This window comes from Streptomyces sp. NPDC037083 (assembly GCF_055606485.1).
Genome location: NZ_JBVJSQ010000005.1, coordinates 143,851 through 165,430, shown reverse-complemented (window position 1 = coordinate 165,430; position 21,580 = coordinate 143,851). Strand labels below are relative to the sequence as shown.

Genomic DNA, 21,580 nt, shown 5'->3' with positions numbered 1-21,580 from the left:
ACATGTGAGATACGCCTGCGCGAGGAAGCGCATTCCGCAAAATATGCGACATTGGAAGGGGAGTGGACGCACAGCTTCCGCACGGGTCACTCTGGGTGAGAGGGCGGTTCGATGTCTGTAGTCGAGCAATACGCGCGAGCCCGCATCGTCACGGACGCCGACAGGGTCGAGGACGAACGCACCGCCGTTCCCGTCGTCCTGCGCTACGACCCGGAGGAGGATCCGCGATCGGTGCGGGTCGGACTGCCCGACCGGCACGAGTGGACGTTCTCCCGCAACCTCCTCGAACAGGGCCTGCGCGCGCCGACCGGCACCGGCGAGGTCCGGGTGTGGCCGTGCGGGCGGGTCCAGGCCGTCGTCGAGTTCCACTCCTCGCAGGGCGTCTCGGTCGTGCAGTTCGAGTCGAAGACGCTGATGCGCTTCCTGCGCCGCACCTACACGGCCACGGCCCGGCCCGTCAGCCACTAGGCCCGCCGACCGCTGGGCCAAAGCTCAGCCGGCGCCCAGCCGGAGCAGGGACGCCACGATCGGGCCGGCCGTGTCGCCGCCGTGGCCGCCCGCCTGGACGACGCCCGCGGCCGCCAGGTCGCCGCGGTAGGCGGTGAACCAGCCGTTGGGCTTGTCCTGGTTGTCGACCTCCGCGGAGCCCGTCTTGGCGCCGTAGTCGGGGCCCAGGCCGGACATCGCCTCGGCGGCGGTGCCGGCCGCGGCGGTGTAGTTCATCAGCTCGCGCAGCTGCGACAGGGTGGCCGGCGACATCGTCCGCGAGGCCTTCGCCAGGGTGCGGCCGTCCACCGACGGGGCGACCAGATACGGCTGGTGGAAGGCGCCCGACTTCACGGTGGCGGCGACCGACGCCATGTTCAGCGGGTTCATCCGGACCCCGCCCTGCCCGATGAGCGAGGCCGCCATCTGGGCCGCCGACTGCACCGGCACCGAACCGTCGAAGGACGGCACGCCGATCGACCAGTTGTTCATCGACAGGCCGAAGACCTGCTGGGCCTGCTTGGTCAGGCTGTCGTTGCTCAGCTCGGGGGCCTGGCTGATGAAGGCGGTGTTGCAGGAGCGGGCGAAGCTCGCCTTGAACGAGCCGCCCTTGATCTGGAAGTCGTCGTCGTTGTGGAACTTCCAGCCGCCGTAGCTGAACGTCTTCGGGCAGGGGTGGGTCTTGTCCGCCGTTGCCAGACCCTTCTCGATGAGCAGCGACGACGTGATGACCTTCATCGTGGAGCCCGGCGCGAGCGAGCCGTTGAACGCGGTGTTGAAGCCGGGGCTGGCGTTGGCCACCGCGAGGATCTCGCCCGTGGAGGGGCGCAACACGACCACCGACGAACGGGCCTTCTTCGCCACCTGCTGCTCGGCGGCGGCCTGGAGGGCCGGGCTCAGCGTCGTCTTCACCGTGCCCGGGGTGCCCTTGCTGAGCTCCAGCAGCGTCTTGTCGGAGGCCTTCTTCGCCTTCGACGCCTTGCCGCGGACCACCCGGAGCTCCACGCCCGCCTTGCCGCCCGCCTTCTTGCCGTACTTCTCCCGCAGCCCGTCCAGCACCGTGCCCAGGGAGGGGTACTTGGCGGCGGTGAGCTCACCGCCGTCCCGGTCGACGGCCTTGACCGGCGGGGTGCCCGACTCGCCGGTGACGAGCCTGTCGCCGTCCTGCAGGTCCGGGTGGACGACGGACGCGTGCCAGCCGACCTGCGCCTTGCCGTTCTTCGGGTTGCGCACCACGGTGAGCGCGCTGTCGTACGTCAGCGGCTTGCTGACGCCCTTGTACGTCACCGTGCCCTTCACGGAGAACGGGACTCTGACGCCGTCCGCCTTGCCCGCGGTGAGGGCGACGCCCGTGACGCGGGCGTCCTTGGCGTAGCCGGTGAGGAGGGCGGTGGCGGCCGCGGAGTCGTCCGTGGCGGCCGCGGCCCGGGCCACCTCGCCCTGCTGCCAGGCCGTCAGGAACCGGGTGGCCAGGGCCTTCGCCTCGGCCGCCGACGGCGGGTCGGCCCTGACCCGGGGCACCTGCTTGCCGTTGGCCGCGGCGGCCGAACCGTCGTCGGCCGCCGCTCCGCCGCCGTACAGCGCGTAGACGCCGAACCCGGCGCCCCCCACCACGACGGCGATCATGCCGGCGGCCACGGCGGGACGCCGCTTGCTGCGCCGTTCTTCGACACGCCTTCTCTTGCCCACTGCCAGATCCTCCGGATCCCCAGGGGCTCTCCCCCCAGCCCCGCTGCCCTCGTTGCCCTCATTGACCCCAACGACGGCTACCACCCTAGAGTCCCGTCCGCGGGAGTGACGTCACGTGTGACGTCAGCCACCCCTGAAGCGCTCCCTGAAGCCCGGCCCCGGTGGACGCCTTGGAGCGTCCCTGAGCGCCACGCCGGAGCTCCCTGGGGCGCTCCGCGAGTCACACCGCGGGGCCGAGCCCCGAGGCCCACCCCCCGAGGTCCACGTCTGAGTGCCCCGTCGTGCCGTCCTGAAGCCGCCCGGGGCGGTTCAGCCCGCCCGCAGCACCTCCGCCACGATCGGGCCGGACGCGTCGACGCCGTGACCGCCGTCCTGGGTCATGGCGGCCGCCGCCACGTCGTCGCGGTAACCGGTGAACCAACTGTCGGACCTGGTCTGCCCGTCGACCTCGGCGGAGCCGGTCTTCGCGCCGATCCTGCCGCTCAGCCGGCCCATCACGTCGGCCGCGGTGCCGCTGGTCGCGGTGCGGTTCATCATGGACTTCAGCTGCTGCACGGTGCTCGACGACAGCCCGCGCGCGTGCGCCGGTTCGCGGCCGTCGAGGCTGAGCGGCACGAGCACCGGCTGCCGGAACGCCCCGGTCATCGCGGTGGCCGTCACCGACGCCATGTTCAGCGGGTTCATCTGGACCTGGCCCTGGCCGATCAGGCCGGCCGCGGTGTCCGGGCCGGTGGAGACCGGGACGGAGCCGTCGAAGGAGGGGATGCCGGTCTTCCAGTCGAGGCCGATCCCGAAGCGGTCCCGTGCCTCCACGGTCAGCGAGTCGTCCTTGACGTCGTCCGCGAACTTCACGAACGCCGTGTTGCAGGAACGCGCGAAGCTCTCGGAGAGGGTCGCGTTCTCGTTCGCCTTCATGTTCTCGAGGTTGTGGAAGGTCTGGCTGTCCGAGACGGCCGACGCCGGGCAGGGCGCGGGCCCGTCGGCGGTGGTGAGCCCGTTGTCGATGAGGGTGGCCGCACTGACGATCTTCATGGTCGAGCCGGGCGCGACCTCGCCGAGGAACGCGGCGTTCCAGCCGTCGGTGCGGTTGTTGGCGACCGCCAGCACCTCGCCGGTGCTCGGCTTGAGCGCCACCACCGACGCCTGGGGGTACTTGCCCACCGCCTTCTCCGCGGCCGCCTGCACGCCCGCGCTGAGGGTGGTGGGCAGCTTGCCCGGCCTGCCCTCGGCCAGCGTCACCAGAGGTGTGTCGGCGGTGTCCGGGGTGGCGTGCCGGATCGCCAGCTCGACGCCGGCCGTGCCGCCCGCCTTGTCGCCGTACTTCTCGCGCAGCTCGTCCAGGATCGGCCCCAGGGAGGGGTAACGGTCCTTGGTCAGCACCTTGCCGTCGCGGTCCACCGCCTCGATCGGCGGCGCCGACGACTCGCCGGTGACCAGCGTGTCGTCCATGTCCTTGAGCTGCGGATGGACGACCGAGGGCGCCCAGTCCACCAGCGCCCTGCCGGTGGTCACGCCCCGCACGACCGTCAGCCGGCTCGCGTAGGAGAGCGGCTTGGACTTCCCCTCGTACGACACCGTGGCCTTCACCGTGAAGGGCACGCCGGCGCCGGCCGTCCGACCCGGTGTGATCTTCACGCCGGTGATGTGCGCGGCGCCGTAGGAGGCCAGCAGCGGCTCGGCCTTGGCCGCGTTGTTGGTGAGGTCGGCCGCCGCCGCGGCCTGCCCCTTCGTCCAGGCAGCGAAGAACGCGGCACTGGTGTCCTTCACCTCGGACCCGCTCGGCGGCCCGCTCTTCACGGTCGCCGGGCCGGTGCTCCCCGACCCGGCGAGCCCGCCCCCGCCACCCAGCGCGTTCACGATGTTGAAGGCCCCGTAGCCGGCCCCGCCCACCATCACGGCGAACACGGAACCGACCAAGGCCGCCTTGGCCCCCCTGCGCATCTGCGGACCCCTCCCCGTCAGCGCTTTCCCGTCCCGCGTTTCTGAACGCGTTCAGAAAGCTCGTCTGGGCTCACAGTAAGCGGAAAGGGCGACGGATGGGGCGCGAGTTTCCGCAATCGTTAGACCCACGTATCCAGCCACATACGTGAACGCCAGTTGTCGATCGGGATGGCCTGACCCGTGTACAAGGGCCAGAAGTAGATGAAGTTCCAGGCGATGAGCAGGACGAGGACGCCTGCTCCTGTCGCTCCCGCGACGCGCCGGGTGTCGCTGGAGCCCGGTGGGCCGACGAGCGCGCCGATCATCATCGCCACCGCCAGACACAGGAACGGCAGGAAGACGACCGCGTAGAAGAGGAAGATCGTGCGTTCCTGGTACAGGAACCACGGGAGATAGCCGGCCGCGATGCCGCAGGCGATCGCGCCCGCCCGCCAGTCCCGGCGGAACAGCCAGCGCCACAGCACGAACAGGATCGCGAAGCAGGCCGCCCACCACAGCAGGGGCGTGCCGATCGCGAGGACCTCGCGGGCGCACTTCTCGCCCGCGTCGGTCGGACAGCCGTCCTTGCCCGGCGCGGGGGACTCGTAGAAGTACGACACCGGACGGCCCAGGACGAGCCAGCTCCACGGGTTCGACTGGTACCGGTGCGGCGAGGTGAGGTGGGTGTGGAACTCGAACACCTCGTGCTCGTAGTGCCACAGGCTGCGCAGCCAGTCCGGGAGGAACGTCCACGCGCCGCCCTTGCCGTCGGTGGCCGCCCAGTTGCGGTAGTAGCCGCCCGAGCCGTCGGCGGCGGAACGGATCCAGCCCGTCCACGACACCAGGTACGTGACCAGCGCGACCGGGACGGTGGCCAGGAACGCGAAGCCCGTGTCGCGCCGGAGCACCGCCAGATACGGGTTCCGCGCGCCGGCCACCCTGCGCGAACCGACGTCCCACAGGACGGACATCAGGCAGAACGCGACCATGATGTAGAGGCCGTTCCACTTGGTGCCGATGGCCAGGCCCAGGAAGAGACCCGCGCCCCAGCGCCAGGGACGCCATCCGATGCGAGCGGTCTCGGCGACGAGCGCGTTCGGGCGGTGGCGGCCGTCCTCGTCCGGCGCCAGCGCGGCGGCGAGTCTCGCGCGGGCCCAGTCCCGGTCGGCGACCAGACAGCCGAACGCGGCCAGCACGAAGAACATCAGCACCCCGTCGAGCAGCGCCGTGCGGCTCATCACGAAGTGCAGCCCGTCCACGGCCATCAGGGCGCCGGCGAGGCAGCCCAGGAACGTGGAGCGGAAGATGCGGCGGCCGATCCGGCACAGCAGCAGGACGGAGAGCGTGCCCAGCACGGCGGTCATGAACCGCCAGCCGAACGGATCGAAGCCGAAGATCAGTTCGCCCAGCCCGATCACGTACTTGCCGATGGGCGGATGCACCACGTACGCCGCGTCCGTCGGGATCGGGACATGGCCGCCCGAGGACAGGATCAGATCGTTGGCGTTCTTGTCCCAGTTGACCTCGAACCCGCGGTGGACGAGCGCCCACGCGTCCTTGGCGTAGTACGTCTCGTCGAATATCACCGCCTTGGGACTGCCCAGGTTCCAGAACCGCAGCACGCCCGCCAGCAGTGTGACCAGCAGCGGGCCGCCCCAGGGCGACCAGCGCACGAGCCGGTCCGCCCAGCCGTGCGGGACGCCGAGCGACTGCCACAACCGCGGGCCGGGCTGCGCGTACGGCGGCACCAGCCGCTCCCGGACGTCGGCGGAGGGCTCCGCCGTGTAGCCGAAGCGGCGCAGCCGGTGCTGCCACGACGGCCGCTGGTCGTGCGGCGTCGAGCCCTGCCGGTAGTCCGTGGAGTCCATGGAGGACGCGGTACTGGTCACCGCGCCATCGTAGGGAACAGGTCTGTGGGAGTCCCGTGTCTGTCCCCTGCGAGGATGGAAACGTGACAGCTACCCCCCGGACCGCCCCCGGACTCCTCGTTCTCGCCGGCACGCCGATCGGCGACGTCGCGGACGCCCCGCCGCGCCTCGCCGAGGAACTGACCGGCGCCGACGTCATCGCCGCCGAGGACACCCGCCGACTGCGGCGGCTGACCCAGGCGCTGGGGGTGACGCCCAAGGGCCGGGTGGTGTCCTACTTCGAGGGCAACGAGTCCGCCCGCACGCCCGAGCTGGTCGAGGAGCTCGCCAACGGCGCACGGGTGCTGCTGGTCACCGACGCCGGAATGCCCTCGGTCTCCGACCCCGGGTACCGGCTGGTCGCCGCGGCCGTGGAGCGGGACGTCCGGGTCACCGCCGTCCCCGGCCCGTCCGCGGTGCTCACCGCGCTGGCCCTGTCCGGGCTGCCCGTCGACCGGTTCTGCTTCGAGGGGTTCCTGCCCAGGAAGGCGGGGGAGCGGCTGTCGCGGCTGCGGGAGGTCGCCGAGGAACGCCGCACGCTCGTCTACTTCGAGGCGCCTCACCGGCTCGACGACACCCTGGCCGCGATGGCCGAGGTCTTCGGCGCGGACCGGCGCGCCGCGGTCTGCCGTGAGCTGACCAAGACGTACGAGGAGGTGCGGCGCGGCCCGCTCGGCGAGCTGGCGGAGTGGGCGGCGCAGGGGGTGCGCGGCGAGATCACCGTCGTCGTCACCGGCGCGCCCGAGCGCGGGCCCGAGGAACTCGACGCGGCGGAGCTGGTGCGACGGGTGCGGGTGCGCGAGGAGGCGGGCGAGCGGCGCAAGGAGGCCATCGCCGCGGTGGCGGCGGAGGCCGGCCTGCCCAAGCGCGAGGTGTTCGACGCGGTGGTGGCGGCGAAGAACTCAGGGGCCCTGTGACGGTCGCCGCGCGCTCTCCGTGACGGCTGATGCGTTGTTCGGTGACGGTTGCCCCGGGTTCCGGGACGGCCGGCGCGGGGCTCTGTGGCGGCTGTTACCCAGGTGCTGTGAACGGGCTCACACCCCCTCTGAGCAGGGCGCATGTCGTCTGAGCGTGCGCCCCATGCGGGGGCAAAGGGCTGTCGTCGAAGGCAAAGCCCAGACCCCTCGCCGAGGACCCTTCGGCAAGGAAAGCCCAAATCGCCTCCAACAGTGCACAGGGCTGATGCCCTCACGCCGGTCGAGGAGTCCACTGGTGACAGGGACGCACCCGTCCCTCGCTCCCAAGGGCGTTCCGGGGGGAACTCCCGCGCCGGGAGCGCGTGTTCCAGTGGACAGCAGGAGCCGGCATGAGTGAGATCACAGGGCAGACCGGCCTCAGGGACGGCGCGAGCGCCGTCGTCAACGAGTCGTACTCCTTCGCCTGCATGCGCTGCGGGCACGGCTGGGAGCAGTCGTACGAAATCGAGCACCACACGGACGGCGACGGGCACGAGTTCGTCCTCTATGTGGCCGACGGCCGGGTCGTGCCGTCGCCGCTGAGCCGGCCCGCCTGCCAGAACTGCGACGGGCACGTCGTGCGCATCATGCGGGCCGGACAGGTCTCCTCGGTGCGGGACGCGGCCCGGCCGCGCAAGGCGCCCCCGGCGGGACCGGTGGAGGCGCCGAGGCCGGCGGCCGAGGAGCAGTCCGGGCAGCACGCGGACCACCACTGGCACCTCTCCGATCTGCTGCACCCCTTCCAGCGCAGGGCCAGCTAGCCGACCCGGTCGCCGGCCGGGGGCCGCGCCTCCCTTCCGTAGGATCGGGGCATGTCTTCGAACGCCGGCAGGAACGCCGACACCAGCGCCGCGCCGCCGCTTCCGGCCCCCCTGGGGGTGCCGGTCGCCGACTCCCACACCCACCTCGACATGCAGTCGGGCAACGTGGAGGAGGCCCTCGCGAAAGCCGCGTCGGTCGGTGTGACGACGGTCGTCCAGGTCGGCTGCGACGTACGGGGCTCGCGGTGGGCGGCCGAGACGGCGGCGGCGTACGACAGCGTCCACGCCGCCGTCGCCCTGCACCCCAACGAGGCGCCGCGGATCGTGCACGGCGACCCCGACGGGTGGTCCCGGCAGGGCGCGCGCGAGCCCGGGGGTGCTGCGGCGCTCGACGAGGCGCTCGCCGAGATCGACCGCCTGGCCGCGCTCCCGCACGTCAAGGGCGTCGGCGAGACCGGACTCGACTACTTCCGCACCGGCCCCGAGGGCAAGGAAGCCCAGGAAAGCTCGTTCCGCGCCCATGTCGAGATCGCCAAGCGGCACGGAAAGGCGCTGGTCATCCACGACCGCGAGGCCCACGCCGACGTCCTGCGCGTGCTGAAGGAGGAGGGCGCCCCCGAGCGCACCGTCTTCCACTGCTACTCCGGAGACGCCGAGATGGCGGAGATCTGCGCCCGCGCCGGGTACTTCATGTCCTTCGCCGGCAACGTCACCTTCAAGAACGCCCAGAACCTCCGCGACGCCGTCGCCGTGGCCCCGCTGGAGCTGCTCCTGGTGGAGACCGACGCCCCGTTCCTGACCCCGGCGCCCTACCGCGGACGGCCCAACGCCCCGTATCTCATCCCGGTCACGGTGCGTGCCCTGGCCGCCGTGCGGGGCATCGACGAGGACGCCCTGGCCACCGCACTCGCCGCGAACACGGCACGCGCGTTCGGCTACTGACGGCGAGCGGACCGAGTCGAACACAACTCTCAGTAGCCGTGCCACTTTGGAGAGTGACCGTCCCTCCGCTAGGTTCTGGGGGCCCGATCCGGAGCCCACCCCTGGAGCGTGTCGGCGTGAGCAACTCGCAGCCCCTCGAGTACGAGCCGTACGGCGGCGGGTCGTACGTCGACCTGCACGACGCCGAGACGGTCGCGTACGGCGTGTACGCGGCGCCCGGGACCTACGACGACACCTACCGGCCCGCGTACGAGGCCCACGAGCCGGACGGTCCGTACGGGCCGGACGGACCCTACGCGCCACGCGAGCAGGACGGGGCACAGGGGCCCTACCCGCCACACGGGCCCCACGCGCCGTACGCCGCCCACGAGCCCTACGGCTCCCGGTCCGGGCCGCCCGAGGCGCTCCGGCTCGCCGAGACGGTTCAGCTCGCCCCCACGGTCCAGCTGCCCGCGCCCGCCCCGTCGGCGCAACAGGACCCGGGCCGGCGGGCCGCGCGCCGACGCAGATCGCGCTCCGCCGAGCGGCCGGAGTCCTCCATGCGCCGACTGCTCCCGCAGGCGCTCGTCGTCGCGTTCCTGGCCGGCGGCACCACCGCGTTCGTCGCCGAGGACAAGGCGGTCGAGCTGACCGTCGACGGCAAGCCCCGCACCCTGCACACCTTCGCCGACGACGTGACCGAACTCCTCGCGGAGGAAGGCGTGCACGTGGGAGCGCACGACATGGTGGCGCCCGCCCCCGGCACGCCGCTCGCCAGCGGTGACGAGGTCGCGGTCCGCTACGGGCGTCCCGTCCGGCTCACCCTGGACGGCCGACGGCACCAGATGTGGACGACCGCCCACACGGTCGAGGAGGCGCTTCGGCAGCTGGGGGTGCGCGCCGAGGGTGCGTACATGTCCGTCTCGCGCTACCAGCGCATCGGACGCGCGGGACTCGTCCTGGACGTGCGCACCGAACGCTCGGTCACCGTGATGGCGGACGGCCGGGCCCGCACCATCCGCACCAACGCGGCCACCGTGCGCGAGGCGGTGGAGGCCGCCGGGATCACCCTGCGCGGACAGGACACCACGTCCGTGCCGCCCGGAAGTTTCCCGCGCGACGGACAGACCGTCACCGTGCTGCGGATCACCGGCTCCCAGGAGGTGCGCGAGGAGCAGATCCCGTTCGCCGTGCGCCGCACCGACGACCCCTCGCTGTTCAAGGGCGTGCAAGTGGTGGAGCGGACCGGACAGCCCGGCCTGCGCCGGGTCACCTACTCCCTGCGCACCGTCAACGGGGTGCGCCAGAAGCCGCGGCGGATCCGCGACGAGGTCGTGCGCGGACCGCGCACCCAGGTGGTCAAGGTCGGCACGAAGCCGCTGCCGGCCTCCGTGCGGGGGGCCGACGGACTGGACTGGCAGAGCCTGGCGGCCTGCGAGTCGGGCGGCCGGCCGGACGCCGTCGACCCCTCCGGCACCTACGGCGGGCTCTACCAGTTCGACACCCGCACCTGGCAGAGCCTCGGCGGCAGCGGGCGGCCCCAGGACGCGCCCGCGGCGGAGCAGACGTTTCGCGCGAAGAAGCTGTACGTGCGCCGCGGGGCCACTCCCTGGCCGCACTGCGGGACGCGGCTGCAGGGGTGAGGCCCGGCGGGCGGGCGGGAGGGCCGGCCGGCCCCCGTACCCTTGTCCCGTGAGTACCAGCCCCACCCCCGACGCCCTCCTGGGCCCCGCCGACATCCGTGAGCTGGCGGCGGTCCTCGGCGTGCGTCCCACCAAACAACGCGGCCAGAACTTCGTGATCGACGCGAACACGGTCCGCCGCATCGTCCGCACCGCGGAGGTCCGGTCCGACGACGTGGTCGTCGAGGTCGGCCCGGGGCTCGGCTCCCTCACCCTCGCGCTGCTGGAGGCCGCCGACCGGGTCACCGCCGTCGAGATCGACGACGTCCTGGCCGGGGCGCTGCCCGCGACGATCGCGGCCCGCATGCCGCAGCGCGCAGAGCGCTTCGCGCTGGTGCACTCCGACGCCATGCACGTGACCGGGCTGCCGGGCCCCGCCCCGACCGCGCTGGTCGCGAACCTGCCGTACAACGTGGCCGTCCCCGTGCTGCTGCACATGCTGGAGACCTTCCCGAGCATCGAGCGGACCCTCGTCATGGTCCAGTCCGAGGTCGCCGACCGGCTCGCCGCCGGACCCGGGTCGAAGGTGTACGGCGTGCCGTCCGTCAAGGCCAACTGGTACGCCGAGGTGAAGCGGGCCGGCGCGATCGGCCGCAAGGTGTTCTGGCCCGCGCCGAACGTGGACAGCGGGCTGGTGTCCCTGGTGCGGCGGGCCGAGCCGGTCAGGACCACGGCGTCGCGGACCGAGGTGTTCGCCGTCGTCGACGCCGCTTTCGCCCAGCGCCGCAAGACCTTGCGGGCCGCGCTCGCCGGCTGGGCGGGCTCGGCGGCCGCCGCCGAGGCGGCCCTGGTCGCCGCCGGCGTCTCCCCGCAGGCCCGCGGCGAGGCCCTCACGGTCGAGGAGTTCGCCAGGATCGCCGAGAACAAGGCGCCGGGCCCGACCGAGGAGCCCTCCGCGTGAGCGCCCGTGTGACCGTGCGGGTGCCCGCCAAGGTCAACGTGCAGCTCGCGGTGGGCGCCGCCCGCGCGGACGGTTTTCACGACCTGGCCAACGTCTTCCTGGCGGTCGGTCTGTACGACGAGGTCACCGTGACCCCGGCCGATTCCCTGCGGATCACCTGCGAGGGCCCCGACGCGGGACAGGTGCCGCTTGACCGCACGAACCTGGCCGCGCGGGCCGCACTCGCGCTGGCCGAGCGCCACGGCCGCGACGCCGGCGTGCACATCCACATCGCCAAGGACATCCCCGTCGCCGGGGGCATGGCGGGCGGCAGCGCGGACGGCGCCGGCGCGCTGCTGGCCTGCGACGTGCTGTGGGGCACGGGCGCGTCCCGCGCGGAACTCCTCGACATCTGCGCCGAGTTGGGCAGCGACGTGCCGTTCAGCCTGGTCGGCGGGGCGGCCCTGGGCACCGGGCGCGGCGAGAAGCTGACGGCCCTGGAGGTCGGCGGCGCCTTCCACTGGGTGTTCGCGATGGCCGAGCGGGGGCTGTCGACGCCGGCGGTGTTCCGGGAGTTCGACCGGCTCACGGAAGGGCTGGACGTCCCCGAGCCGGTCGCCTCGCGCGAACTCCTCGACGCCCTCGCCAAGGGCGACGCCGACGCCCTGGCAGCCACCGTCTCCAACGGCCTCCAGCCCGCGGCCCTGTCCCTCTTCCCCGAGCTGGCGGACACGCTCGCCGCGGGGCGCGCGGCCGGGGCGCTCGCGACCCTCGTCTCGGGCTCGGGCCCGACCACCGCGTTCCTGGCCCGCGACGCCGGGTCCGCCGAGAAGATCGCGCAGGCCCTGCGCACCTCGGGCACGTGCAGAAGCGTGCGCGTGGCGCCGGGGCCGGCGCCGGGCGCGACGGTCGTCGGGGGCGCGCGGTAGTCGGAGCACTGCTGGTCGGGGCGTGCGCCGCCCCGGCCGGGGGGCGTGCCGGTCGGGAACGGCTGGCGCTCGGGGGTGCGCGACGGTCCGGCCGCACCTCTCGTCGGGCCGGCGGATGTCCGGCTGCACCTCTCGCCCGGCCGGCGGACGTCCGGCTGCCGTCGACCGTGCCGTGGAAGTCGGGCTGCGGAAAAATACGGCTGCCGTGAGCGGCCCGTGCCCTCTAAGCTCCCCCGGCCGGTCGCGCCGTGAGACCGGCAGGGGGAGGACGTGCGTATGGGGTCGACGGAACTCGTCGCGGCCGTTCGGCGGGGCGACGCCGATGCGGTCCGGGAACTGCTGGACGGCGGGGCGGACCCGGAGGCCTGCGACCCGGCCGACGGTCTCCCGCTGCTCTGCGTGGCCGTCGCGGCGTACGACGAAGAGGTCGCCGAGCTGCTGGTCGGTGCCGGCGCCGACGCGCTGCGTCCGCTGCCCGGCGGCGACACCCCGCTGCTGCGGGCGGTCGACGGCGGCTCGACGGAGATGACCGCTGCCGTGCTGTCCGTGCCGCTCCCACCCGAGACGCGCGCCGAACTGCTGGCCCGGGCCCGGCACTGGACCGAGACCGACCTGGAGGCCGAGCTGCGCCGCAGGACGGGCGCCACGGGGCCGGCCGAGCGCACGCGGGTCGAGGTGCCATACGTCTCCTGCTACTACGAGCAGATCACCCTCGGTGGCATGACCGTGCGCGACGGTCATGCCGGGGTGCTCATCCAGCTGGAGGAGCGCTTCGGGGTGGGCGCGCCGTTCGACGAGGTGCTCGCGCGGGCGCTCGTCCGGCCGGACCGGGACCACGCGGTGTGGAGCGAAGCGGTGATCCGGCTGTCCTGGCGGCGGCACGAGCCGACCTGGGCGGATGCAGCCGACCTGCGCGACCACCCGGACCGCCTGCGCCGCCTCTTCGCCGCGGACCTGCTGCGGCTGATGGCCCTTTGCGGCCCGAACGACGGGTACCGGCCGCCCGCGTGGCGTGACTTCTCACTGTTCTTCCCGTGGGCCTCGAAGGAGGAGGACCCGGAGGTGCTGGCGCTCGTGCTGGACGCGGTGATCGGTGAGAACGCGGAGCAGGCCGAGGAGGTCGAGGCCCTGGGGCTGTCGTACGCGACGCATCCCGATCCCCGGGTGCGCTGCGTGGTGCCCTCCACCCTGTACTGCGGGGACGAGGGGGGCGCGCAGGCCCGTCGTTCGACGCGTCTCGAAGCCCTGTACAAGCTGGCGCGCGATCCGGATCCCGACGTGCGCGAGAGTGCGGCCTACCAACTGACGCACTGCCGCGGGGAGGCGCCCGGCATCGTCGACGTGTTCGCCGGGCTCCTCGACGACGAACTGAGGGTGACCCGGGTGCACGCCGCCCGCGGGCTCGCGCTGCGCGGTGATCCGCGCTGCCTGGAGGCCGAGCGCCGCCTGCTCCCCCTGGATCCCGACGGATGGCCGGACGGCGACCTCGTGCGGGCGATGTGGAGATACAAGGAGGCAACGCCCGAGCCCGAGGCCACACCCGAGCCCAAGGCCACACCCGAGCCCGAGCCCGGGCCCGAGCCCGGCTGAGTGGCTCGGCCGTCCTGGTCCGGGGCCGGCCCCGGGAGTGCCGGGAAGCGCGTGGCTCTTCGTGCGGACGGGCGGCCGCCGCGCAGGCTCGGACGGGTCGCGAGCCGGACTCGCGCGCGGTGTCGTCCGCCCGGCGTGCGCAACCAGCAGCTGTCCGCCGTGACCAGCCGCCTGCGCCGTGAGCCGCAGCCCGCACACCCCGATCCCGGGAGCGCGAGCGGATCGCGTACGCGCCGCCTTTGAACAGCGCGCACCACGATGGCGCGCTCCTGCCGGACAACGCGCGCCCCGGGGGCTGCCGCCCGGACCGGGTCGCTCGGCCCGCGCCCGCGTTGCCGGGTGGCCTGACGTGCCACGCACCGCGCCGGACTACCCTGGAGGGTCGATCGATCCCCCCGGGCAGGAGAGAAATGGCCGTCAATCTGGTCAATGTCGAGAACGTCAGCAAGGTGTACGGCACCCGTACCCTCCTCGACGGCATCTCGCTCGGCGTGTCCGAAGGGGACCGGATCGGCGTCGTCGGCCGCAACGGCGACGGCAAGACCACGCTGATCCGCATGCTCGCCAAGCTGGAGGACGCCGACACCGGCCGGGTCACGCACTCCGGCGGGCTGCGCATGGGCGTGCTCACGCAGCACGACTCCCTGGACCCGGCCGCGACGGTCCGGCACGAGGTCATCCGCGACCTCGCCGACCACGAGTGGGCCGGCAACGCCAAGATCCGGGACGTGCTGACGGGACTGTTCGGGGGGCTCGACCTGCCCGGCTTCCCGCAGGGCCTGGACACCGTCATCGGCCCGCTCTCCGGCGGTGAGCGCCGCCGTATCGCGCTGGCCAAGCTGCTGATCGACGAACAGGACCTGATCGTCCTGGACGAGCCCACGAACCACCTCGACGTCGAGGGCATCTCCTGGCTCGCCCGGCACCTGCGCGAGCGCCGCTCCGCGCTCGTCTGCGTCACCCACGACCGCTGGTTCCTCGACCAGGTCTGCACGCGCATGTGGGACGTCCAGCGCGGCGACGTCCACGAGTACGAGGGCGGCTACTCCGACTACGTCTTCGCGCGCGCCGAGCGCGAGCGCATCGCCGCGACCGAGGAGACCAAGCGGCAGAACCTGGTCCGCAAGGAACTGGCCTGGCTGCGGCGCGGCGCCCCCGCGCGGACGTCGAAGCCGCGGTTCCGCGTCGAGGCCGCCAACGAGCTGATCAAGGACGTGCCGCCGCCCCGCGACAGCAGCGAGCTGATGAAGTTCGCCTCCTCGCGGCTGGGCCGGACGGTCTTCGACCTGGAGGACGTCACCGTCCAGGCCGGACCCAAGGTGCTGCTCAAGCACATCACCTGGCACCTCGGCCCCGGCGACCGCATCGGCCTGGTCGGCGTCAACGGCGCCGGCAAGACCTCCCTGCTGCGCGCCCTGGCCGAGGCCGCGCGCACCGAGGGCGAGGCGCAGCCCGTGGCCGGCAGGATCGCCGTCGGCAAGACGGTCAAGCTCGCCTACCTCAGCCAGGAGGTCGGCGAGCTCGACCCGAACCTGCGCGTCCTGGAGGCCGTGCAGCGGGTGCGCGAGCGCGTCGACCTCGGCAAGGGACGGGAGATGACGGCGGGGCAGCTGTGCGAGACGTTCGGCTTCAACAAGGACAAGCAGTGGACGCCGGTCGGCGACCTGTCCGGCGGTGAGCGCCGCCGTCTGCAGATCCTGCGCCTGCTGATGGACGAGCCCAACGTCCTCTTCCTCGACGAGCCGACCAACGACCTCGACATCGAGACCCTCACCCAGCTGGAGGACCTCCTCGACGGCTGGCCCGGCTCGATGATCGTCATCTCCCACGACCGCTTCTTCGTCGAGCGCACCACGGACCGGGTCTTCGCGCTCCTCGGGGACGCCGCCCTGCGGATGCTCCCGCGCGGCATCGACGAGTACATCGAGCGCCGGCAGCGCATGGAGGAGGCCGCGGCCGCCTCCGCCCCGGCGGTCGCGCAGAAGCCCGCGCCGGAGAAGAGCGCCGCCGACCAGCGCGCCGCCAAGAAGGAACTGCAGAAGATCGAGCGGCAGTTGGACAAGGTCTCCGAGAAGGAGGCCAAGTTGCACGGCCAGATCGCCGACAACGCCACCGACTTCGAGAAGGTCGCCGGACTGGACGCACAGCTGCGGGAGTTGGCCGGCGAGCGCGAGGAACTGGAGATGCGCTGGCTGGAACTCGCCGAGGACGCGTGAAGGGTGCGTGAAGGCGCATAACGACGGCATCACGGGCCGGTCCTCCCTTGGGAACAGGGGCGGACGCGGCCCGTTGGGCTGTCGGGGCCGGGTGATAGAAAGAGCCGTCTGTGTAGTGCTGAAGACGGCTCCGGGTGGTCACTGACCTGGGGGCGTGGCTAAAAAACAGTGACACAAGGGGGAACACGCTGATGGCTCAGCCGCCCAATCAGCCGCCGCAGCAGGGTGGTTTCGGAGCGCCGCAGGACCAGCCGCCGCAGCCGGCGGCCGGACAGACGCCACCGGCGCCGCAGGGCGGCTTCGGCGCACCGCAGATGCCGCCGCAGCCACCCCAGGGCCCGCCCGCCCAGCCCTCGCCGCAGCCCGGCTACGGCTACCCGCAGCAGCAGGGACCGTACGGGCCGCCCCAGCAGCCGGGCCCCTACGGTCAGCCCGGGCCCTACGCCCAGCCCGGCCCGTACGCTCAGCCGAGCGGCCCCTACGGCCAGCAGCCCGGCTACGGCTACCCGCAGCAGCCCCAGTTCCCCGGCGCGCCCGGCACCCCGCCCGGCGGCCGCAACCCCTTCAAGGGGCGGCCCGCCCTGGTGGTCGGGGCGGCGGTGGCGGCGCTGCTGGTGATCGGCGGGACGGTGTTCGCGGTCACCAACGGCGACGACAAGGGCGGCAAGAAGCCGGTCGCCGGGCCGAGCGACGACGACAAGGCCCCGACGAGCGCGGCGCCGGTCAACCCCGGCGACGGCGACGGCGACGGCGGCAAGGACACCGAGGACTTCAACGCCGGCCGCAAGGCGGGCGAGGCGAAGGTGCTCTGGTACAAGGAGGCGCCCGACGCGCCCGCCTCCGGCGCCGACGCCCCCGGCATGTGGATCACCGCCAAGGCGGCCGTGAAGGCGGCGTACAAGCAGCTCGTCGCGTACAACGTCGGCGACGGCAGGCCGACCTGGGACGCCATCGCGCTGCCGCAGAAGATCTGCGCGGTCACCCCGCAGAAGACGGCGGACGACAAGATCGTCGTGGCGTACATGAGCGGCACCAGCGACCGCGCCAAGTGCAACCAGCTCCAGCAGATCGACCTGAACACCGGAGCCAAGGGCTGGAAGGGCGTGGTCGCGGACGGCGCGCTGTTCGACAGCGCGATCAGCATCGAGCTGTCGCTGGCCGGCAACACGCTGATGGTGGGCCGCTCGCAGTCCGGGACGGCGTACGACGTCCGCACCGGCAAGAAGCTGTACGACAAGCAGAAGTACGGCGAGGCGTGTTTCCCGACCGCGTTCGCGGGCGGGACCCGGCTGATCGCGGTGGCGTCCTGCGACGCGACCGACCCCACCGAGCACGACGAGATCCAGGAGCTGGACCCGGCGACCGGCAAGGTCAGGTGGACCCAGAAGTTCGACAAGGGGTGGAGCGTCGCGAAGACGTACTCCGTCGACCCGCTGGTCGTCTACAGCACCAACGAGGACAAGAAGACCTGGAACATCTCGACGTTCAAGCCGGACGGCTCCTACCGTTCGCAGGTCGGCTTCGACGAGGACTTCGCCCCCGCCTGCGACTCCGGCTTCCTGCAGCGCAACCTCACGGGCTGCGCGGGCACGGCCTCCGACGCGAACACCCTCTACCTGCCCACCGAGGCGAAGAGCGGTCCCAACGAGATCGTGGCGATCGACCTCTCCACCGGCAAGGAGAAGTGGCGGGTGAAGTCCCCGACCGACGAGGCGATGATGCCGGTGAAGGTCGAGGGCGGCAATCTCGTCGCGTACGTCGAGCCGTCGTACGACGCGGCCGGCCGAGTGGTGGGCATCCCGACGGCCGGGTCCGCCCACACGCCCGGGACGCTGCTGCAACTGCCCGCGAGCACCGTCGACATCGAGGACAGCTTCTTCTCGCGGGACATCGACTGGGTCGGCGGGCGCTTCTACATCTCCACCACCAGGCTGACGGGCAACGACGACACGAAGGAGAAGCTGATGCTCGCCTACGGCAAGTAGCGCGACCTGCCGCCTTCCCGGCCCCCCCCGTCACCGCCGTTCCCGCCCGTCCTCCCGAGCTTTCCGAGCGTTCTTCCGAGGTACCCACACCATGACCCAGCCGCCGCCCCCGCCGCCGAACCAGCCCCCGCAGCAGCCGTCGCAGCCGCCGCAGGGCGGGTTCGGCCCGCCCCCGCCCCCGCCGCCGCAGGACGCGGCGCCCAAGGACGCCGTCCCGCAGGACGCCGCTCCCCAGGAGGCCGCCCCGCAGGACGCCCCGCCGCAGCCTCCCGCCCCGGACCTGACCAAGGCCCCGCAGCCGGGCTACGGCTACCCCCAGGCCCCAGCCCAGGCCCCGGCCCAGGCCCCGGCCCAGACGCCGGCCGCCCAGCCGCCCGCCGCGCCCCAGCCGCCGCAGACGCCGCCGCCCGCGGCGCCGGCCGGGCCCCCGCAGCCGCAGCCGGGTTACGGCTACCCGCAGGCGCCGGCTCCGGCCGCCGCCCCCGGTTACGGCTACCCCGCCCAGCCGGGCGCCCCGGCCCCGGGGCCGTCCGCGTACGGCCAGCCCCAGCAGCCGGGCCCCTACGGCCAGCCGGGCACGGCGTACGGCCAGCAGCCGGGCTACGGCTACCCGGGTCAGCCGGGCCAGCCGGGCTATCCGGGTCAGCCTGGCTACGGCTACCCCGGTCAGCCGACCGTTCCCATGCAGCCGCAGGTCGGCGGCTCGACGGGGTCCGGCCGGAAGATCAACGCGCAGGTGGCGATCATCGTGGCCGCGGTCGTGGCGATCGCGCTGATCGTCGGCGGCGGCGTCTGGTACGCGAACTCCCAGGACGGCGGCAAGAAGGAGGAGGCGAGCTCCGGCGGCGCGAACGGCGGCGGAGGCGACAAGGGCGGCACCGGCGGCACGGGCGGCGGTGGCACGGCGTCGGGCGGCAGCGAGAAGGTGCCGGCCGACCCCGCCTCGGACGTCCTCTTCAAGCTTCCGATGCCCGTGGTCAAGAAGGACGACAGCGTCGGCGTCAAGGGCTCCTGGGTGACGGACAAGGCGTACGTGAAGACGGGCGTCAACGAGATCGTCGGCTACGACCTGGACAAGGGCACCAAGCTCTGGTCGGTGCCGCTGCCCGGCCCGGTGTGCGAGGCCAGCAGGTTCGCCACCGCCGACCACCGCACGGCGGTCACCTTCCAGGCGAGCACCGCCGAGACGGCCGGCTGCGACCAGGTCGCGGCGATCGACCTCGCCGCGGGCAAGCAGCTATGGAGGAAGAGCGTCAAGTCCGGTGACTACGCGGTCAGCTTCAACAACGTCACGGTCAGCGCGAACACGGTCGCCCTCGGCAGCACCAATGGCGGCGCCGCCTTCGACATCGCCACCGGCAAGGCGCTGTGGTCGCCGAAGCCGGCCGACACCTGCTACGACGCCGGCTACGGCGGCGGCCCGAAGCTGGTGGCGGTCCGCAAGTGCGGCGCGTACGACAACCCCGAGCTGCACATCCAGACCATCGACCCGGTCTCCGGAAAGGTGATCTCCGAGTACAAGCTGGCCACGGGCATCGACTACGCGTCCGTCGTGTCGACCGACCCGCTGGTCGTGGCCGCCGACGTCGGCGACAGCGCCGGTGACGGCAGCGGTATCTCGGACTTCTTCTCCATCGACAACAAGACCGGCAAGCTGCGCACCCGCATCTCGGTGCCGGGCGCCGAGTACGCGGCCGACTGCGAGGGCATCACCCGCGTCGAGGCCTGCATCGGACTGGCCGTCGGCAACGACCGGATCTACGTCCCGACCGAGGAGCACGAGGGCGGCGGCGCGTACAGCCGGACGAACGAGGTCATCGCCTTCGACCTGGCCACCGGAAAGCAGACCGGCCAGCGCGCGGACGCCGGCGACGGCTACACGATCTACCCGCTGCGCATGGACGGCAAGAACCTGATCGCCTACAAGCGGCCTCCGTACGACAAGGGCGGACAGGTCGTCAGCATCGACGGCGGTTCCTTCAAGGAGACCAAGCTGCTGGAGAACCCGGCCACGGACGCGGTGCACGACCTGGAGACCGGCCTGTCGCCGGAGTACTCCGAGGTCCTGTTCGCCAAGGGACGTCTGTTCATGTCGGAGGTGTACGTCGACGACGGCGCGCTGTCGGCCGGCGAACCGGAGTACCTGGCGGTCGCGTTCGGCGCGGGCAGTTGATCGTCTCAATCGCCGTCACGGCCCCGTCCCTGCTCAGGGGCGGGGCCGTGCACTTATCGCGCATGACCCTCGAATGTGAGGAATTTCGGCGATCCGGGGCACTTCTCACCGGTAGGGGGAGCGCAACGTCGAACAAGCGTGTAGCTTCCGGGGGCATGAAGAGCGGGGTGCCGGGGGGTGCCCTTTGTTGGTCCGTGTGGATCCGTGTGGGCATCCATGGGGGGACTGGGGGGTTTGCTCGATGGGAGTGCGGCTGATGGTGGTCGACGACCACCGCCTGCTCGCCGAGGCGCTGGCCTCGGCGCTGAAACTGCGCGGGCACCGGGTGCTCGCCGCGGCGGCGCCGGCCGCGGGCGCGGCGGAGCTGGTGATCACCCGTGCTCCGGAGGTGTGCCTGCTGGGCACGGCGACGCCGGCCGAGCCGGGCATGTTCGACCCGGTCGTGCGCATCAAGCGGGAGCGTCCGCAGGTGGCGGTGCTGGTCCTCGGCCCGGTGCCGAACCCGCGCGGCATCGCCGCGGCCTTCGCGGCCGGCGCCTCCGGCTACGTGCGTCATGACGAGCGCATAGAGGGCGTGGAGCGGGCCATCATGAAGGCCAGGGCGGGCGAGGCGGCGGTGGCTCCGCAGTTGCTGCAGGGCGCGTTCAGCGAGTTGCTGAACCCGGCGGCCCAACCGGACGACGAGGGCCAGCGTCTGCTGCAGATGCTCACCCCGCGCGAGGTCGAGGTCCTGGTCCGCGTCGCCGACGGCGAGGACACGCGTGTGATCGCCGCGGGCATGGGCATCGCCCCGTCCACGGCCCGCACCCACGTCCAGCGCGTCCTGATGAAACTCGGTGTGGGCTCCCGCCTGGAGGCGGCGGCCCTGGCCGCCCGCACGGGCCTGCTGGACCGCGCGGGCCCCCTGCCCCACACGTCCGGGTTCACGACGGCGGACGCCGAGTAGACCGCATGGGGGCACGCGCGGTCGTCCGGCGAGGAGCCCGCCACGGCGCGCTCCTCGGGGCGTGGCCCGCCGGAATCGCCGGGACGCTGTGCCTGGTGACGGCGTTCGTCTTCCTGACCGGCGGCCTGTACGCAACCGCGCGGGCGCTCACGGTCGCGGCCGGACTCGCCGTGCTGGGCGGCATGGCGGTCGGCGTCACCCTGGGCACGGCCACCGGCCTCGCCCTGGCGCTCGCCCCCCGCCGGCTGCTCGAACGCCCGCTGCTGCGGGGCCTGCTGGCGGCGCTCACCTCGGGACTGCCGGTGGCCCTGCTCTCCGTCGCCGCCCTGACCGCGGACGGCCACCCCCTGGCGGGCCACCCGCCGTCGACCCTCTTCCTCACCTGTTCGGTCACTCTGACGATCGCTCTGACGACGGCGGCCCGAAGCGGCGAGATCGCCGGGTACGCCGCCCGCTGACCGGGCCGGCGCCGGGCACGCCGGGCCGATTTCCCTCCCCCCGGAGCCCCGCGGAGCCGCCGTCGGCGGCGAACGAGGGCG

At 72.9% G+C, this 21,580-nt stretch carries 16 protein-coding genes; 13 read left to right on the top strand and 3 right to left on the bottom strand.

All coding sequences use genetic code 11. The features are described 5' to 3' along the window. Positions 1-111 precede the first annotated feature (111 nt). The gene (locus ACZ7DE_RS15495) at positions 112-468 is read left to right on the top strand and encodes an SsgA family sporulation/cell division regulator (RefSeq protein ID WP_470761349.1); all 357 of its coding nucleotides are present in this window, start codon (positions 112-114) and stop codon (positions 466-468) included. Between the two features lie 24 nt (positions 469-492). Here ACZ7DE_RS15495 and ACZ7DE_RS15490 read toward each other — a convergent pair whose 3' ends face one another. From ACZ7DE_RS15490 to ACZ7DE_RS15480, 3 genes are all read right to left on the bottom strand, one after another. Further along, entirely contained in the window at positions 493-2,175 is a 1,683-nt protein-coding gene (locus tag ACZ7DE_RS15490) for a penicillin-binding transpeptidase domain-containing protein (protein ID WP_470761348.1), read from the bottom strand. Between the two features lie 309 nt (positions 2,176-2,484). Continuing rightward, a complete protein-coding gene (locus ACZ7DE_RS15485) occupies positions 2,485-4,116 on the bottom strand; it encodes a penicillin-binding transpeptidase domain-containing protein (RefSeq protein WP_470761346.1) in 1,632 nt (543 codons plus the stop codon). Between the two features lie 119 nt (positions 4,117-4,235). After that, on the bottom strand, positions 4,236-5,984 hold the full coding sequence (locus ACZ7DE_RS15480; protein ID WP_470761344.1) for a dolichyl-phosphate-mannose--protein mannosyltransferase: 1,749 nt from the start codon (positions 5,982-5,984) through the stop codon (positions 4,236-4,238). Positions 5,985-6,046: 62 nt separating this feature from the next. Between ACZ7DE_RS15480 and rsmI the strand changes: the two genes are divergently transcribed. From rsmI to ACZ7DE_RS15420, 12 genes are all read left to right on the top strand, one after another. Further along, a complete protein-coding gene (rsmI, locus tag ACZ7DE_RS15475) occupies positions 6,047-6,919 on the top strand; it encodes a 16S rRNA (cytidine(1402)-2'-O)-methyltransferase (RefSeq protein ID WP_470761342.1) in 873 nt (290 codons plus the stop codon). A 389-nt stretch (positions 6,920-7,308) separates the two neighbouring features. Continuing rightward, a complete protein-coding gene (locus tag ACZ7DE_RS15470; RefSeq protein ID WP_470761340.1) occupies positions 7,309-7,719 on the top strand; it encodes a hypothetical protein in 411 nt (136 codons plus the stop codon). A gap of 51 nt (positions 7,720-7,770) precedes the next feature. Next, positions 7,771-8,661, top strand: coding sequence for a TatD family hydrolase (locus tag ACZ7DE_RS15465; protein WP_470761338.1), 891 nt, complete (start codon positions 7,771-7,773; stop codon positions 8,659-8,661). A gap of 116 nt (positions 8,662-8,777) precedes the next feature. Continuing rightward, entirely contained in the window at positions 8,778-10,283 is a 1,506-nt protein-coding gene (locus ACZ7DE_RS15460; RefSeq protein WP_470761336.1) for a ubiquitin-like domain-containing protein, read from the top strand. 49 nt (positions 10,284-10,332) lie between these two features. Beyond that, a complete protein-coding gene (rsmA, locus tag ACZ7DE_RS15455) occupies positions 10,333-11,223 on the top strand; it encodes a 16S rRNA (adenine(1518)-N(6)/adenine(1519)-N(6))-dimethyltransferase RsmA (protein ID WP_470761334.1) in 891 nt (296 codons plus the stop codon). Beyond that, complete coding sequence (locus ACZ7DE_RS15450; RefSeq protein ID WP_470761332.1) at positions 11,220-12,131, top strand: 4-(cytidine 5'-diphospho)-2-C-methyl-D-erythritol kinase; 912 nt, start codon at positions 11,220-11,222, stop codon at positions 12,129-12,131. Before rsmA ends, ACZ7DE_RS15450 begins: the two co-directional genes overlap by 4 nt. Before the next feature lie 276 nt (positions 12,132-12,407). Further along, the gene (locus tag ACZ7DE_RS15445) at positions 12,408-13,721 is read left to right on the top strand and encodes an ankyrin repeat domain-containing protein (protein WP_470761331.1); all 1,314 of its coding nucleotides are present in this window, start codon (positions 12,408-12,410) and stop codon (positions 13,719-13,721) included. Between the two features lie 410 nt (positions 13,722-14,131). Continuing rightward, a complete protein-coding gene (locus ACZ7DE_RS15440) occupies positions 14,132-15,937 on the top strand; it encodes an ABC-F family ATP-binding cassette domain-containing protein (protein WP_470761329.1) in 1,806 nt (601 codons plus the stop codon). A gap of 191 nt (positions 15,938-16,128) precedes the next feature. Continuing rightward, entirely contained in the window at positions 16,129-17,922 is a 1,794-nt protein-coding gene (locus ACZ7DE_RS15435) for an outer membrane protein assembly factor BamB family protein (RefSeq protein WP_470761327.1), read from the top strand. Between the two features lie 91 nt (positions 17,923-18,013). After that, positions 18,014-20,095, top strand: a complete 2,082-nt coding sequence (locus ACZ7DE_RS15430; RefSeq protein WP_470761326.1) for an outer membrane protein assembly factor BamB family protein — start codon at positions 18,014-18,016, stop codon at positions 20,093-20,095. A 241-nt stretch (positions 20,096-20,336) separates the two neighbouring features. Further along, positions 20,337-21,041: a helix-turn-helix transcriptional regulator gene (locus ACZ7DE_RS15425; protein WP_470761324.1), complete on the top strand. Its 705-nt coding sequence runs from the start codon at positions 20,337-20,339 to the stop codon at positions 21,039-21,041. Between the two features lie 5 nt (positions 21,042-21,046). Beyond that, positions 21,047-21,499, top strand: coding sequence for a hypothetical protein (locus tag ACZ7DE_RS15420; protein ID WP_470761322.1), 453 nt, complete (start codon positions 21,047-21,049; stop codon positions 21,497-21,499). Positions 21,500-21,580: the final 81 nt, after the last annotated feature.

Coding starts and splice junctions, on each gene's coding strand:
- ACZ7DE_RS15495 (WP_470761349.1), top strand. CDS start 112: ATGTCTGTAGTCGAGCAATACGCGCGAGCCCGCATCGTCACGGACGCC.
- ACZ7DE_RS15485 (WP_470761346.1), bottom strand. CDS start 4,116: ATGCGCAGGGGGGCCAAGGCGGCCTTGGTCGGTTCCGTGTTCGCCGTG.
- ACZ7DE_RS15470 (WP_470761340.1), top strand. CDS start 7,309: ATGAGTGAGATCACAGGGCAGACCGGCCTCAGGGACGGCGCGAGCGCC.
- ACZ7DE_RS15465 (WP_470761338.1), top strand. CDS start 7,771: ATGTCTTCGAACGCCGGCAGGAACGCCGACACCAGCGCCGCGCCGCCG.
- ACZ7DE_RS15445 (WP_470761331.1), top strand. CDS start 12,408: ATGGGGTCGACGGAACTCGTCGCGGCCGTTCGGCGGGGCGACGCCGAT.
- ACZ7DE_RS15440 (WP_470761329.1), top strand. CDS start 14,132: ATGGCCGTCAATCTGGTCAATGTCGAGAACGTCAGCAAGGTGTACGGC.
- ACZ7DE_RS15435 (WP_470761327.1), top strand. CDS start 16,129: ATGGCTCAGCCGCCCAATCAGCCGCCGCAGCAGGGTGGTTTCGGAGCG.
- ACZ7DE_RS15430 (WP_470761326.1), top strand. CDS start 18,014: ATGACCCAGCCGCCGCCCCCGCCGCCGAACCAGCCCCCGCAGCAGCCG.
- ACZ7DE_RS15425 (WP_470761324.1), top strand. CDS start 20,337: ATGGGAGTGCGGCTGATGGTGGTCGACGACCACCGCCTGCTCGCCGAG.
- ACZ7DE_RS15420 (WP_470761322.1), top strand. CDS start 21,047: ATGGGGGCACGCGCGGTCGTCCGGCGAGGAGCCCGCCACGGCGCGCTC.